The following is a 13,695-nucleotide window of genomic DNA, read 5'->3' on the forward strand; positions in this document are numbered from 1 at the left end:
TCTCAACGGTAGACCGTCAGCGCCAGCGCGCCGAACAGACAAGTAAACAGACTCAGGCGCAGCAGCGCCGGGTGCCAGAAAAACCGGTACAGGTCCAACCCCGACAGGAACCGATCCAACGCCCAGGCCAGGCCGGCGGCGATAAAGAACATCAAGGTCATGGTGGGCATGTAGACGCCGTGGAAGGCGATTTCACGGGGCATGTTCAGGTTCCTGGGAAAGCGGCATGGCATGGCCGGCCAATGGCGATTGCGGGTCTAGCAAAGAGGTACGTATGAAGTGCAGGTAGCTTTTCACCCGGCGCAGGGCCGAGGTGTCGAAATGCGGGGCGAAAGGTTCGTCGGTGGCCTGCACGCGGCTGATGGCGTGGTCCACCGCCACCAGCGCACGCTCCAGATTGTTCTGGCCGGGCTGGCGGAACAGCCGCACCAGCGCACGCCCCATCCCCCGAATCGCCTGGCGCCATGGCTGGCTCTCGGCGTAGGCCGGATGCACCGGTAGCGTCGCCTGCTCCTTGCGCAACTCGATGATGGCGTGGCCGATTTCCAGCACTACGAACATCCAGCGCAGCAAATCCCTTTGCACTCGGGGTTGCCCCGCCGCCAGTCCGTAGGCTTGGTGCAGCAAGTCCCGGCTGCGGCTCTCGAAACCCGAGGCCAAGCCCTTGAGCTTGCCGCTGATGGCGAACACAACCTGTTCGCGCAGGTCCTGTTCAAGCCGACGCCACAGCCAGCGGCTGTTGGGCGGCAGGATAATCGCGCCGGCGGCGGCACATACGAGCATGCCGAGGATCATCGCAATGTAATCGTTGATGAAGGTGTACGGGTTGTAGACCGTCAGGTTGTCCGGCACCGAGCCGGTGCAGAAAAAGATCAGCAACCCCAGCCCGACTCCGGCGTATTGCGGGCGGGAACTGAGGAACGAGCCCACGACGATCACTGGCGTCAGCATCACGCAGAGCAAGGGAAAACCGTCGATCAATGGAAAGACGAAAAACATTTCGACGAAGCCGATCAGCGCCCCTGACAACGTGCCGCAGGCCATCTGGAACGCCATGCGCTTGGGGTTCGGCGTGGCGGCGGACAGCCCGACGGTGGCAGCGGCAATCATCGTCATGGTCGCGCCGCTCGGCCAGGCGGTGGCGACCCAATAGCTGCCCAGCACCAAGAGGATGAACGCAGCGCGAAAACCGGAAGCGGCTGCCGCCAACCCGTTGGTCTGCGACACGAAGGGCTCGTCCCAGCGTTCGCGTTCGTGGCGGTGGTCGGCCAGGGATGCGTGGGTCTGGGCGTAGCCGTGCAGGTCTTCGACAAACCGATATAACAGCTCGTAGGCGGTATGAAAATCCAACTGCTGCGCGTCACTGGGATCCGTCTCCAAAAACTGCGCGCGCAATCGACGGACCTGGGCCGGCAAGTCGGCCTTGTAGTCTGCCAACGCGGCCGCCAAGCGCGCCGCATCAGCATCAATCAAGGGCCGTGCGCTGAAACCATCGAGCAGTTCGGCGAGGGTTTGCAATCCGGGCTCGATGGCGCTCGCCACCGAGTCCGCCGTGCCAGTGCGCAATCTTTCGAGCAATTGGTGCAAGGCGTTGAATCGGGTAGTGATGCCCATGAATTCGCTGTTCAAGCGACTGAGCCGGCCGTTGCGCCGGCGCATGTGCGGGTCTTCGAACACCGTCACGCTGCGCAGGCCCTCCAGGCCCACCGCTTCAGCGATGAAACCGACGTTACGCGCCTCGAATGCCTCGGGTTGGCTGCGCCCGCGCAAGCCGTCGGTGACGAACAGGGCGAACACACCAAAGCGCTGGTAAAGCGCGTTGCGCATGGCGGCACTGGCGGTTTGCGGCAGGATCGCGGCGCTGACCGCGGTGGAACAGAGGATCCCCAGGGAAATTTCCAACACCCGCCAGACCGCCGCCATGAAGGCACCCTCGGGATGGGCCAGGGCCGGCAGGCCGATCATCGCCGCGGTGTAGCCGGCCAGCACGAAACCATAGGCACGAAAGTTGCGATAACGCGCCGCCCCCGCCGAACAGATGCCCACCCAGATCGCCAGGCACCCGAGGAACAGCTCGGTGTCCTGGGCGAACAAGGCGATCAACGCAACCATCACCGCCGAGCCGGCCAACGTGCCGAGCAAGCGATAGAAACTTTTGGCGAACACCTGCCCGCTCTGCGGTTGCATGACGATGAACACCGTGATCATCGCCGTGCGCGGCTGCGGCAGCTCCAGGCGCATCGCCAGCCACAACGTGAGGAACGCGGCCAGCAAGACCTTGAAGATGTAGACCCAGGTCACGCCGTCGCTGCGGGCCCAGTCGAAGAAACCACGGCGCCATTCGAGGCGATACAGCATGAGTAAATACGTCACGGAGGGAGCACTCAGCATCGTGGCGAGGGAGCTTGCTCGCGCTTGGGTGTGCAACACCCATGGGCGGAAACCGGGGCCGCTTCGCAGCCCAGCGGGAGCAAGCTCCCTCGCCATGGGCCATTGCTTGCAACAGGCATGTCACTGCCAGCCTCCAGCCCGCCGCCCAACGCGGTGACCAGATCGGCATGGGCACTCAGGCGCGCCGCCTCCACCCGTTGTTGCACCTGTTGTCGCTTGAACAACAGGCTTTGGGCATTGAGCACGTTGAGGTAATCGGTGAGCCCACGCTGGAACGCGACCAGCGCAATGTCATAGGTGCGCTGTGCCGCGGCAACGGACTCGGCGGCGAAAGCCTGTTGTTTGTCCATCGACTCGCGGCGGATCAACTGGTCGGAAATGCTCTTGAGTGCGTTAACCAACGTCTGGTTGTAGTGCGCCACGGCAATATCGTAGCCGGCGGTCGCCTCGCCCAATTGCGAACGCAGGCGACCGCCGTCGAAGATCGGCAACGAGATCGCCGGGCCGACGTTGTAGGTGAGTTTCTTGCCGGTCAGGAACTCCAGCGCCCCGCCGCCGGTGGCCATGTAGCCCAGGCTGCCCACCAGATCGACGTTGGGGTAAAAGCCGGCCCGGGCCACATCGATACCCCGTGCCTGGGCTGCCACTTGCCAGCGTCCGGCAACCACATCCGGGCGTTGGCCGAGCAGTTCGGCGGGCAACGTGGACGGCAGCTTCAAGGCAGCACCCAAGGCCAGGGTCGGACGGTGCAAGCGCGCACCGTCTCCCGGTCCCTTTCCCGCCAGCGCGGCCAGTTGATTGCGGCTCAAGGCGATGGCTTCGTCGAGGGCGTCGAGTTGACGATGGGTTTCGGGCAATGGCCCTTGGGCTTGGCTGACTTCGAAGTGCGTGCCGATGCCACCATCCAGGCGTTTCTGTGCGAGTTCGAGGATCTGCTCTTGCTGACCTAGGGTCGCAGCGACGATGTCGCGCTGGGCATAGTGCAGCGATAACTGGATATAGGCGCGCACGATGTTGTTCTGCAATTCCAACTGCGCCTGGCGCGCCTCGGCGACGCTGACATGGGCCAGGTCGACGGCCCGCTCGCTGGCATTGCGCTCGCGACCCCACAAGTCCAGGGCGTAGCTCAACCCCAGGGCGGCGTTATTGTCCCAAGTAGTGGTATCGGCCAGTTCGCCAGGGCCGTAGAACTGGTCGGTGGGCCAGTTGTGGCGCTTGAGTGTGGACTCGCCATTGATCTGCAGTGACTCGGCGGCCTCGGCGATTCCGGCCATGGCCCTGGCCTGGCGGACCCGCGCGGCGGCCATGGCCAGGCTCGGGTTGTCTGGCACGGCCAAATCGATCCAACGATCGAGTTGCGGGTCGCCATAGGCTTTCCACCACTGGCGGTTGGGCCAATGAGCGTCGTGGGCAGCCTCGCGAATCGCCTCGTCGGTCGCCAATTGGTCGGGCGACAACGCCTTGCCTTGCGGCGCAGTTGCTCCCGTGCCGATGCAACCACTGATGGTTAACGTCAAAACCCAAACACTGAGAGTCTTCAGCTCTCTGCTGATGCAACGCGGCACGGGCGCAATATTCCTAATAGAAGGGGCTGACGACGGTCTGCGGATGACTGCAAGGCCTGTGGGAGCGAGCTTGCTCGCGATGGGGTCCTCGCATACAACACTGAAGTGAATGCCCAGACGCCATCGCGAGCAAGCTCGCTCCCACAGGTCCTTGACACCAGATCGCTCTGCATTGGCAGCAATTCTAGGGACCGCCCCCGATAGCGATAAGCCGACCTTTCTGTGAATCTTTGTTACCGTAAACGCGATAATCAATAAGTCGGGTCCCGTCACGCTGTAACTTCATGTCACAATTTGACACCTCCCAAGAGAGCCCTCCATGGACACCTTGCAAAACATGCGTGCGTTCAGCTGTGTTGCCGAAGCCGGCAGCTTCACCGCCGCCGCCGCGCAGCTCGACACCACCACGGCCAATGTCTCGCGTGCGGTTTCCAACCTGGAAGCCCATCTGCAAACCCGCCTACTCAATCGCACCACCCGACGCATCGCCCTGACCGAGGCCGGCAAGCGCTACTTGCTGCGTTGCGAGCAGATCCTGGCGTACGTCGAAGAAGCGGAAGCGGAGGCCAGCGACGCCCATGCGCGTCCGGCCGGGCAATTGAAAGTGCACACCATGACCGGCATCGGCCAGCATTTCGTGATCGACGCCATCGCCCGGTATCGCAAGACCCATCCGGATGTCACCTTCGACCTGACCCTGGCCAACCGCGTGCCGGACATCCTCGACGAGGGTTACGACGTCTCGATCGTGCTCGCCAGCGAACTGCCCGATTCAGGCTTCGTCTCCCAGCGCCTGGGAATCACCTACAGCATCGTCTGCGCATCGCCCGCCTACGTGAAGGCCAGCGGCTGCCCGCAGAAACCCGCCGACCTGCTCAACCATGCCTGCCTGCGCCTGGTCAGTCCGGTCATTCCGCTGGAGAAATGGGTGTTCGACGGCCCGGAAGGCCAGGAAATGGTCACCGTCAACAATTCACCGTTCCTGGTGAATTCCGCCGATGCCATGAAAACCGCCATCACCAGCGGCATGGGCGTGGGTGTGCTGCCGGTGTACGCCGCCATCGAGGGTCTGCGCAACGGCACGCTGGTGCGGGTCATGCCCAACTACCGTTCCCAGGAACTGAACCTCTACGCCATCTACCCATCGCGCCAGTACCTGGATGCGAAGATCAAGACGTGGGTCGAGTACCTGAGGGGATCGTTGCCGGAGATTCTGGCGGCGCACCAGGCCGAATTGACGGCTTATGAATTGAGTGGAAGCCTGACGGGGCCACGGGTCGCTAACTGAATCCGCGACCGGCGCCGGGGGACAATATCAGCGTTTGCCCATCGAGCGACGCGTACCGGGAGGCGCGGCGCCGGGGGTCTTGGTATGGCCGTTCTTTGCGCCATTCTTGTACCAAGGCTGTTGCCCGGCCCCCTTGGCGGCCGCCAGTTCGCCGGGCTTGAAGGGAAACTTGAACGCCGGGATCGCCGGTTTTTCTTCAGCGCTGGAAACATCGCTGTCCGTCTGGGCAGACGGTTCGCCTTGCAAGCGTTCGTCCGCGGACGATGGTGTCGGGGAAGTCATGTAAGGCTCCGGGCGGGTATGCCGGGCTCGCTAGGTGAGCCGCGAAACGCAGCAGTATACCCGCCCGGAATCGCGGTGCCACGAAGCAGATTCCATAGCGGCGCTCCGTCCGACGGAAAACCGGGACGAAACTGACAGCCCTGACAGCTAGCCGTCACCTTCCTGACCGCCTCGCAACGCTATATAAGACAGATAGAAATCCCACCGTCCCGAACCGGCTCTTCGCATCCATGCACATTCAGAAAAAAACCGTCCTGCTCGTCGCGCTGTTGGTCGCCTTGGGCGCACTGGTCCTGTGGTTCTCGATGAAACCCGCCGCCACCAAACCTAGTGCTGCCAGCGCCGTACCGGTAAAGGTCGTGAGCGTGGTCGAAAAGGACGTGCCGCGCTTTGCCAGTGGGATCGGCACGGTGTTGTCGCTGCACAGCGTGGTGATCCGTCCGCAGGTCGACGGCATCCTTACCAAGCTGCTGGTCAAGGAAGGACAATTGGTCAAGAAAGGCGATCTGCTGGCAACCATCGACGACCGCTCCATCCGCGCCAGCCTCGACCAGGCCCGCGCCCAACTCGGCGAAAGCCAGGCACAACTGGCGGTGGCCCAGGTCAACCTCAAGCGCTACAAAGTGCTGAGTGTCGATGATGGCGTATCCAGACAGACCTACGACCAGCAACAGGCGCTGGTCAACCAACTCAAGGCCACCGCCCAGGGTAACCAGGCGGCCATCGACTCGGCGCAGGTGCAACTGTCCTACACCCAAATCCGCTCGCCGGTGACTGGCCGTGTCGGCATTCGCAATGTGGATGAAGGCAATTTCCTGCGCACCAGCGACACCGAAGGGTTGTTCACCGTGACCCAGATCGACCCGATCGCCGTGGAGTTTTCCCTCCCGCAACAGATGCTTCCGACGCTGCAGCGACTGATCGCTGCCCCGGACCAGGCATTGGTCAAGGCCTACATCGGCGCCGACGGGGCCACCGGGCAATTGCTCGGCGAAGGACGACTCAGCCTCATCGACAACCAGGTCAATACCAGCACCGGAACCCTGCGGGCCAAGGCCGAATTCAATAACGCCGCACAACGGTTGTGGCCGGGGCAGTTGGTCACGCTGAAAATCCAGACCGCCGTCGACAAGGGTGCGCTGGTGGTGCCGCCGACCGTCGTCCAGCGTGGGCTGGAGCAACCTTTCGTCTACCGGGTCAACGGCGACAAGGTGGAGAGCGTGCCGGTTGAAATGGTTTACCAGGACAGCGACATGCACATCATCAACGGCGTGAACGCGGGTGACCAACTGGTGAGCGACGGCCAGTCACGGCTCAAGCCAGGCGCCAGCGTCCAGGTGATCGGCGACCCGCCCGCCGTGGCGAAGACCGGGCAGGCGCAACCATGAAGGGGCGTGGTTCGGTATCGGCGTGGTGCATCGACCATCCCATCGCCACGGTGCTGTTGACGTTCGCCCTGGTGCTGCTGGGGCTCATCGCCTTTCCTCGCTTGCCTGTCGCGCCCTTGCCCGAAGCGGAATTCCCGACCATCCAGGTCAATGCGCAACTGCCCGGTGCCAGCCCCGAGACCATGGCTTCGTCGGTGGCGACCCCGCTGGAGGTGCAATTCAGCGCCATCCCCGGCATTACCCAAATGACCTCCAGCAGCGCGTTGGGCTCGACCAACCTGACCCTGCAATTCAGTCTCGACAAGAGCATCGATACCGCCGCCCAGGAAGTCCAGGCCGCCATCAACACCGCCGCTGGCAAGCTGCCCAACGACATGCCGAACCTGCCGACCTGGCGCAAGGTCAACCCGGCGGACAGCCCGGTGCTGATTTACAGCATCAGCTCCAACCTGATGCCCGGCACCGAACTGAGTGACTACGTCGAGACCCTGCTCGCCCGCCAGATCAGCCAGATCGATGGCGTCGGGCAAATCTACATCACCGGCCAGCAGCGCCCGGCGATCCGGGTCCAGGCCTCGGCCGACCGACTCGCGGCCATCGGCCTGACCTTGGCCGACGTTCGCCTATCCCTCCAGCAGGCCAGCCTCAACCTGGCCAAGGGTGCGCTGTACGGCGAGTCGAGCATCTCTACGCTGTCCACGAACGATCAGTTGTTCAAGCCCGAGGAATACGGTGAGCTGATCGTGGCCTACCGGGACGGGGCGCCGGTTCATCTCAACGACATCGCCAAAGTCGTCAACGGTTCGGAAAATGCCTACGTCCAGGCCTGGTCCGAGGATCAGCCCGGGGTCAACCTGGTCATCTTCCGCCAACCGGGGGCGAACATCGTCGAGACCGTCGACCGCATCCAGGCGGCGCTACCCACCCTGGAGGCCATGCTCCCCGCCGCAGTGCAGGTCAAGGTCATGATCGATCGCACCCAGACCATCCGCGCCTCGTTGCATGAAGTGGAAATCACCCTGCTGATCGCGGTGCTGCTGGTGGTGGCGGTGATGGCGCTGTTCCTGCGCCAGCTCTCGGCGACCCTGATCGTCTCGGCGGTGCTCGGGGTGTCGTTGATCGCCAGTTTCGCCCTGATGTACGTGATGGGCTTCAGCCTGAACAACCTGACCCTGGTGGCGATTGTCATCTCGGTGGGATTCGTGGTGGACGATGCCATCGTGGTGGTGGAGAACATCCACCGGCACCTGGAAGCCGGCGAGGGCATGCGCGAGGCGGCCATCAAGGGCGCCGGGGAAATCGGCTTCACCGTGGTGTCCATCAGCTTCTCGCTGGTGGCGGCATTCATTCCGCTCTTGTTCATGGGCGGCGTGGTCGGGCGCCTGTTCAAAGAGTTTGCCTTGACGGCTACCTCGACCATCCTGATTTCGGTGGTGGTGTCCTTGACCCTGGCGCCGACCCTGGCCGCCTTGTTCATGCGCGCGCCAAAGCACCCCGCTCACGCCCAACCGGGCTTCGGCGAACGCCTGCTGGGCTGGTATGAACGAGGCCTGCGCCGGGCCCTGGCTCACCAGAAGCTGATGATCGGTGTGTTCGGCCTGACCCTGGCGCTGGCGGTGGTGGGCTACGTGTTCATCCCCAAGGGCTTCTTTCCGGTACAGGACACGGGCCTGGTGCTCGGCACCAGCGAAGCCGCCGCCGACATCTCATTCCCGGACATGGTGGCCAAGCACAAGGCCCTGGCCGAGATCGTTGCCGCCGACCCGGCGGTGCAGACCTTCTCTCACTCCGTCGGTGTCTCGGGCAACAACCAGACCATCGCCAACGGCCGTTTCTGGATCGCCCTGAAGCCTCGGGGCGAGCGCGATGTATCAGCCAGCGGCTTCATCGATCGTATCCGACCCAAGTTGCTGAAGATTCCCGGCGTGGTGCTGTACCTGCGGGCCGGGCAGGACATCAACCTCAGTTCCGGCCCCAGTCGCGCCCAGTATCAGTACGTGCTCAAGAGCAACGACGGGCCGACCCTCAACGCCTGGACGCAGAAACTCACCGACAAGCTACGCAGCATTCCGGCGTTCCGCGACATCTCCAATGACCTGCAACTGGGCGGCAGCATCACCCACATCAACATCGACCGCAGTGCAGCGGCGCGCTTCGGCCTCACCGCCACGGATGTCGACCAGGCGCTGTATGACGCGTTCGGCCAGCGGCAGATCAACGAGTTCCAGACCGAGACCAACCAGTACAACGTGATTCTCGAACTCGACACACAACAGCGTGGCAAGGCCGAAAGCCTGGCGTATTTCTACCTGCGCTCGCCCCTGACCGGGGAGATGGTGCCGCTCTCCGCCCTCGCCCGCTTCGACGCTCCCACCAACGGCCCGTTGTCGATTGCCCACGATGGCATGTTCCCGGCCGCCAACCTGTCGTTCAACCTGGCACCAGGCGTGGCATTGGGGGATGCGGTGCGGCTGCTCGACCAGGCCAAGAACGAAATCGGCATGCCTGCGGCCATCACCGGCAATTTCCAGGGTGCGGCCCAAGCCTTCCAGAGTTCGCTGAAAAGCCAGCCATGGCTGATCCTCGCCGCCCTGGTGGCCGTCTATATCATCCTCGGCGTGCTCTACGAGAGTTTCGTGCATCCGTTGACCATTATCTCCACGCTGCCCTCGGCCGGCCTTGGCGCGCTGATCATGCTGTGGCTGCTGGGTCAGGATTTCTCGATCATGGCGTTGATTGGGCTGGTGCTGCTGATCGGGATCGTCAAGAAGAACGGGATCCTGATGATCGACTTCGCCATCGACGCCCAGCGAAACGGCGGGATGACGCCCCAGGATGCGATCTTCCAGGCCTGTATGACACGGTTCCGCCCCATCATCATGACCACCCTCGCCGCGCTGCTCGGTGCGCTGCCGCTGATGCTCGGCTATGGCGCCGGCGCAGAGCTGCGCCAGCCGTTGGGCATTGCCGTGGTCGGTGGCTTGTTGGTGAGCCAGGCGCTGACGTTGTTCACCACACCGGTCATATACTTGTGGCTTGAACGACTGTTACATCGACCCGCCCCTCGAAACGGCCCTGCGCCGACGGCGGCGCTGGCGAATACAGACTGAGGCCGGGCCATGCGCGTTCTGATCATCGAAGACGAAGAAAAAACCGCCGACTACCTGCACCGCGGCCTGACCGAACAAGGCTACATCGTGGACGTGGCGCGCGATGGCGTCGAAGGGCTGCACCAGGCCCTGGAAAGCGATTACGCAGTGATCGTGCTCGACGTCATGCTGCCAGGCCTGGACGGTTTTGGCGTGCTGCGTGCGCTGCGCGCCCGCAAGCAGACACCGGTCATCATGCTCACCGCCCGCGAACGGGTCGAGGACCGTATCAAGGGCCTGCGCGACGGGGCCGACGATTACTTGGGCAAACCGTTTTCCTTCCTCGAACTGGTGGCGCGCCTGCAAGCGCTGACCCGCCGCAGCAGCGCCCACGAGCCGGTGCAGGTGAGCATCGCCGATTTGTGGATCGACCTGATCAGCCGCAAGGCTACCCGGGCCGGGCAGCGCCTGGACCTCACCGCCAAGGAGTTTTCGCTGCTCAGCGTCCTCGCCCGTCGCCAGGGCGAAATCCTTTCGAAGACCGCCATTGCCGAGATGGTCTGGGACATCAACTTCGACAGCGACGCCAACGTCGTGGAAGTTGCGATCAAGCGCCTGCGGGCCAAGCTGGACGGTCCTTTCGAGCACAAGCTTCTGCACACCATCCGTGGGATGGGGTATGTGCTGGAGAATCGAGGTGAGTAACAGCATCGCGCTGCGCCTGAGCGGGCTCTTCACGCTGGTGGCGGCGCTGGTGTTCCTGTTGATTGGCGGTGCACTGTACCAGCAGGTCGACAAAGGCCTGGGCCTGCTGCCGGAAGCGGAGCTCGACGCCCGCTACAGCGTGCTTGAATCCACCGTGGGTCGTTATGGCACGCCCGAGCATTGGGTGAAGATCAACAACAAGCTGCGGTTACTGGGGGAGGAAGACAAGCGCATCCATTTCTGGATCGTCAGCGGCGACCCGCGCTTTGAATATGGCAGCCCCGATCCTCGGATTCGCGCCATCGCCCAGGGCCCCTTGGGCAAGCATGACCTGATGTTGCCCGACCGGCACTATCCAATGAAAGTCCTGGTGAGCCAGTTCCCCGCCAAGGACCAGCGCCCTCCCCTGCGATTCATGATCGGCATCGATACCGAGACGTTCTACCAGACCCAACACCACCTGCTAGTGGCCCTGGTGAGCCTGGCCTGTATCGGTGTGCTGCTGGCCTCGTTGCTGGGTTATTGGGTGGCGCGCATCGGGCTCAAGCCGCTCATCAAGTTATCGGACGAAGCCCAACGCCTGGCGCCACCCCGCCTTTGCGGGCGGCTGCGATTGTCTCCATTGCCACCGGAGCTCGGCCAGTTCGTCAGCTCGTTCAACGCCACTCTCGACCGGGTCGAGCAGGCTTACTCCCGGCTGGAATCATTCAACGCCGATGTTGCCCATGAACTGCGTTCGCCGTTGACCAACCTGATCGGCCAGACGCAAGTGGCGCTGACCCGAGGGCGCTCGGCGGAGCATTACTTCGAAGTGCTGCAATCGAACCTCGAAGAGCTGGAACGCTTGCGCTCCATCATCAACGACATGCTGTTCCTGGCCAGTGCTGACCAGGGCAGCAAGGCCACCAAGCTGATCACGACCTCCCTGGCCGACGAAGTGGCAACCACCCTCGACTACCTGGACTTCATCCTGGAAGACGCCCAGGTCGAGGTTCACGTCAGTGGCGACGCCCAGGCCACCATCGAAATTGCCCACCTGCGAAGGGCCTTGATCAACCTGCTCAGCAACGCCGTCCAGCACACCGCGCCCGGCCAGGTGATCGCCGTGCGCATCGAAGCCATCGGCGACCAGATCACCCTCGCCGTCACCAACCCCGGCGCGCCCATCGCTGGAGAGCACTTGCCGCGCCTGTTCGAGCGCTTCTATCGCGTCGACGCCTCCCGCAGCAACAGCGGCGCCAACCATGGATTGGGCCTGGCCATCGTCAAGGCCATTGCGCTGATGCATGGCGGCGACGTTTTCGTACACAGCGAGCGGGGCGCAAACACCTTCGGGATCCGTTTGCCGGCTTGAAATAAGCCACGATGTGGATTGCTCAATTCCGGTGTCACAAGCACAATCTTGCAAAAGGCCAGCATTGTTTGATGCCAGTCATCCGCGGCTGTGGATGAGCAGCCTATGGGAAGGATCCCAGCCATATGACAATGCAGATCGGAATCATGAGCGCGAGCACTGCAACACCCGCCAATATCCCACTTCCAATACGTTCGGAACGGGTACTCGTCTTGGCCAGCTCGCTGGCTGTGATTGCCATCCTGAGTATCGTGACGTTCCTGCTGATCCGTGAACACGCCAGCGCCCAGCAGGCCGCGATCCGTGCGGCGAGCAACATCGTGCAACTGATCGACGCCGACGTGCTGCGCAATGTCGAACTCTATGACTTGTCATTGCAAGGTCTTGTCGCTGCCGCAAAGCGCGACGACCTGAATGAAGTATCACCCACGATTCGTCATCTCGCCCTCTTCGACCGCGCCACCGCCGCGCCTTATAAAGGCGACATACTGCTGCTCGACAAGCGTGGTGATGTGATCGCCGATTCCGCCTCGATCCAGCCACGCAAAGGTAATTACGCCGACCGGGAGTATTTCCAGTCTCATCTCCAGGATCCACGCCCGGGCATGATGATCAGCCGGCCCTTCCGCGCCCGTAGCGAACCCCACGACTGGCGGATCAGCTTCAGTTATCGCTTGAACGACGAACGTGGCGAGTTCATGGGCGTGGCCGAAGCCGCGATGCGCTTGAATTACTTCAACCAACTGTTCAAGAGCCTGAACATCGGTCACGGCGGGACGGTCAACCTGGTCAGCCGCGACGGTATCCTGCTGGCGCAAGAACCGCAGTTGGCCGAAGACGTGATCGGCAAGGATTTCAGCAAACGGCCAAACTTCGTACGCATCCTGCGCGAAGGCGACGGCAGCTTCACAGGCCTATCCAGCGTTGACCAGACCCAGCGTCTGTATACCTTTTCCCAGGTGGGTGACTTGCCGCTGATCGTGGTGGTCGCGCTCTCTTCCCAAGAAGTCTTCGCCTCGTGGCAACGCACGGCGCTTCTGGTCAGTGGCGCCACTGGCGCGCTGTGCATCAGCCTGCTCTGGCTCACCTGGCTGCTGCGCCGGGAATTGAAACGCCGCCGCAACGCCGAATGGGAGTTGGCCCAGTTGGCGTCTGTCGATCCGCTGACCGGCCTGGCCAATCGTCGAACCCTGGACCACATGCTGCAACTGGAATGGCTGCGCGCCCAACGTTCCGGCCAGCCGTTGTCAGTCCTGATGATCGACGCGGACCACTTCAAGACATTCAACGATCGCCTCGGCCATCAACGCGGTGACGAGGCGTTGCGAAGCCTGGCTCAGTTGATTGGCGAGCATGTCCGTCGCCCCGCCGACCTGGCGGCGCGTTACGGTGGCGAGGAATTCTCGGTGGTACTGCCGGAAACCACGACGGCCGGGGCATTCACGACGGCGCAGAACATTCGCGAGGCCGTGGAACAGATGCCTGGCGAGATGCCCATGACCGTCAGTATCGGCATCGCCACCTGGGTCCAGGGGCCTTACAGCGAGTTGGAAGAATTGCTGTTCGCCGCCGACAAGGCGCTTTACCAGGCCAAGGCCAGCGGACGCAATCGGGTCGTCTGCGCGATGTAGAT

At 62.9% G+C, this 13,695-nt stretch carries 10 protein-coding genes; 6 read left to right on the forward strand and 4 right to left on the reverse strand.

Going from position 1 to position 13,695, the window contains the following annotated elements; genetic code table 11:
• Positions 1-2: 2 nt before the first annotated feature.
• The 3 genes from J3P81_RS20020 to J3P81_RS20030 are packed head-to-tail and all read right to left on the reverse strand — an operon-like array spanning position 3 to position 3,956.
• Positions 3-203, reverse strand: coding sequence for a DUF1656 domain-containing protein (locus tag J3P81_RS20020; RefSeq protein WP_003205331.1), 201 nt, complete (start codon positions 201-203; stop codon positions 3-5).
• On the reverse strand, positions 193-2,391 hold the full coding sequence (locus tag J3P81_RS20025; protein WP_434560499.1) for an FUSC family protein: 2,199 nt from the start codon (positions 2,389-2,391) through the stop codon (positions 193-195). Before J3P81_RS20025 ends, J3P81_RS20020 begins: the two co-directional genes overlap by 11 nt.
• The gene (locus J3P81_RS20030; RefSeq protein WP_434560501.1) at positions 2,385-3,956 is read right to left on the reverse strand and encodes an efflux transporter outer membrane subunit; all 1,572 of its coding nucleotides are present in this window, start codon (positions 3,954-3,956) and stop codon (positions 2,385-2,387) included. The genes J3P81_RS20025 and J3P81_RS20030 overlap by 7 nt, the downstream gene beginning before the upstream one ends.
• A 319-nt stretch (positions 3,957-4,275) precedes the next feature.
• On the opposite strand from J3P81_RS20030, the gene J3P81_RS20035 reads away from it, so the two are divergent.
• Entirely contained in the window at positions 4,276-5,244 is a 969-nt protein-coding gene (locus J3P81_RS20035; protein ID WP_420765406.1) for a LysR family transcriptional regulator, read from the forward strand.
• Positions 5,245-5,271: 27 nt separating this feature from the next.
• Here J3P81_RS20035 and J3P81_RS20040 read toward each other — a convergent pair whose 3' ends face one another.
• On the reverse strand, positions 5,272-5,526 hold the full coding sequence (locus J3P81_RS20040) for a hypothetical protein (protein WP_420765407.1): 255 nt from the start codon (positions 5,524-5,526) through the stop codon (positions 5,272-5,274).
• 230 nt (positions 5,527-5,756) lie between these two features.
• On the opposite strand from J3P81_RS20040, the gene J3P81_RS20045 reads away from it, so the two are divergent.
• The 5 genes from J3P81_RS20045 to J3P81_RS20065 all read left to right on the forward strand — a co-directional run bounded on the left by J3P81_RS20045 (position 5,757) and on the right by J3P81_RS20065 (position 13,693).
• Entirely contained in the window at positions 5,757-6,914 is a 1,158-nt protein-coding gene (locus J3P81_RS20045) for an efflux RND transporter periplasmic adaptor subunit (protein WP_434560503.1), read from the forward strand.
• Positions 6,911-10,024, forward strand: a complete 3,114-nt coding sequence (locus tag J3P81_RS20050) for a multidrug efflux RND transporter permease subunit (RefSeq protein ID WP_434560505.1) — start codon at positions 6,911-6,913, stop codon at positions 10,022-10,024. Before J3P81_RS20045 ends, J3P81_RS20050 begins: the two co-directional genes overlap by 4 nt.
• 9 nt (positions 10,025-10,033) lie before the next feature.
• Positions 10,034-10,708: a heavy metal response regulator transcription factor gene (locus tag J3P81_RS20055; protein WP_434560507.1), complete on the forward strand. Its 675-nt coding sequence runs from the start codon at positions 10,034-10,036 to the stop codon at positions 10,706-10,708.
• Complete coding sequence (locus tag J3P81_RS20060) at positions 10,683-12,062, forward strand: heavy metal sensor histidine kinase (protein ID WP_434560509.1); 1,380 nt, start codon at positions 10,683-10,685, stop codon at positions 12,060-12,062. The genes J3P81_RS20055 and J3P81_RS20060 overlap by 26 nt, the downstream gene beginning before the upstream one ends.
• Positions 12,063-12,208: 146 nt before the next feature.
• Entirely contained in the window at positions 12,209-13,693 is a 1,485-nt protein-coding gene (locus J3P81_RS20065; RefSeq protein WP_434564144.1) for a GGDEF domain-containing protein, read from the forward strand.
• Positions 13,694-13,695 lie beyond the last annotated feature (2 nt).

The organism is Pseudomonas sp. R1-6 (assembly GCF_051132115.1).
Classification (GTDB): Bacteria; Pseudomonadota; Gammaproteobacteria; order Pseudomonadales; family Pseudomonadaceae; genus Aquipseudomonas.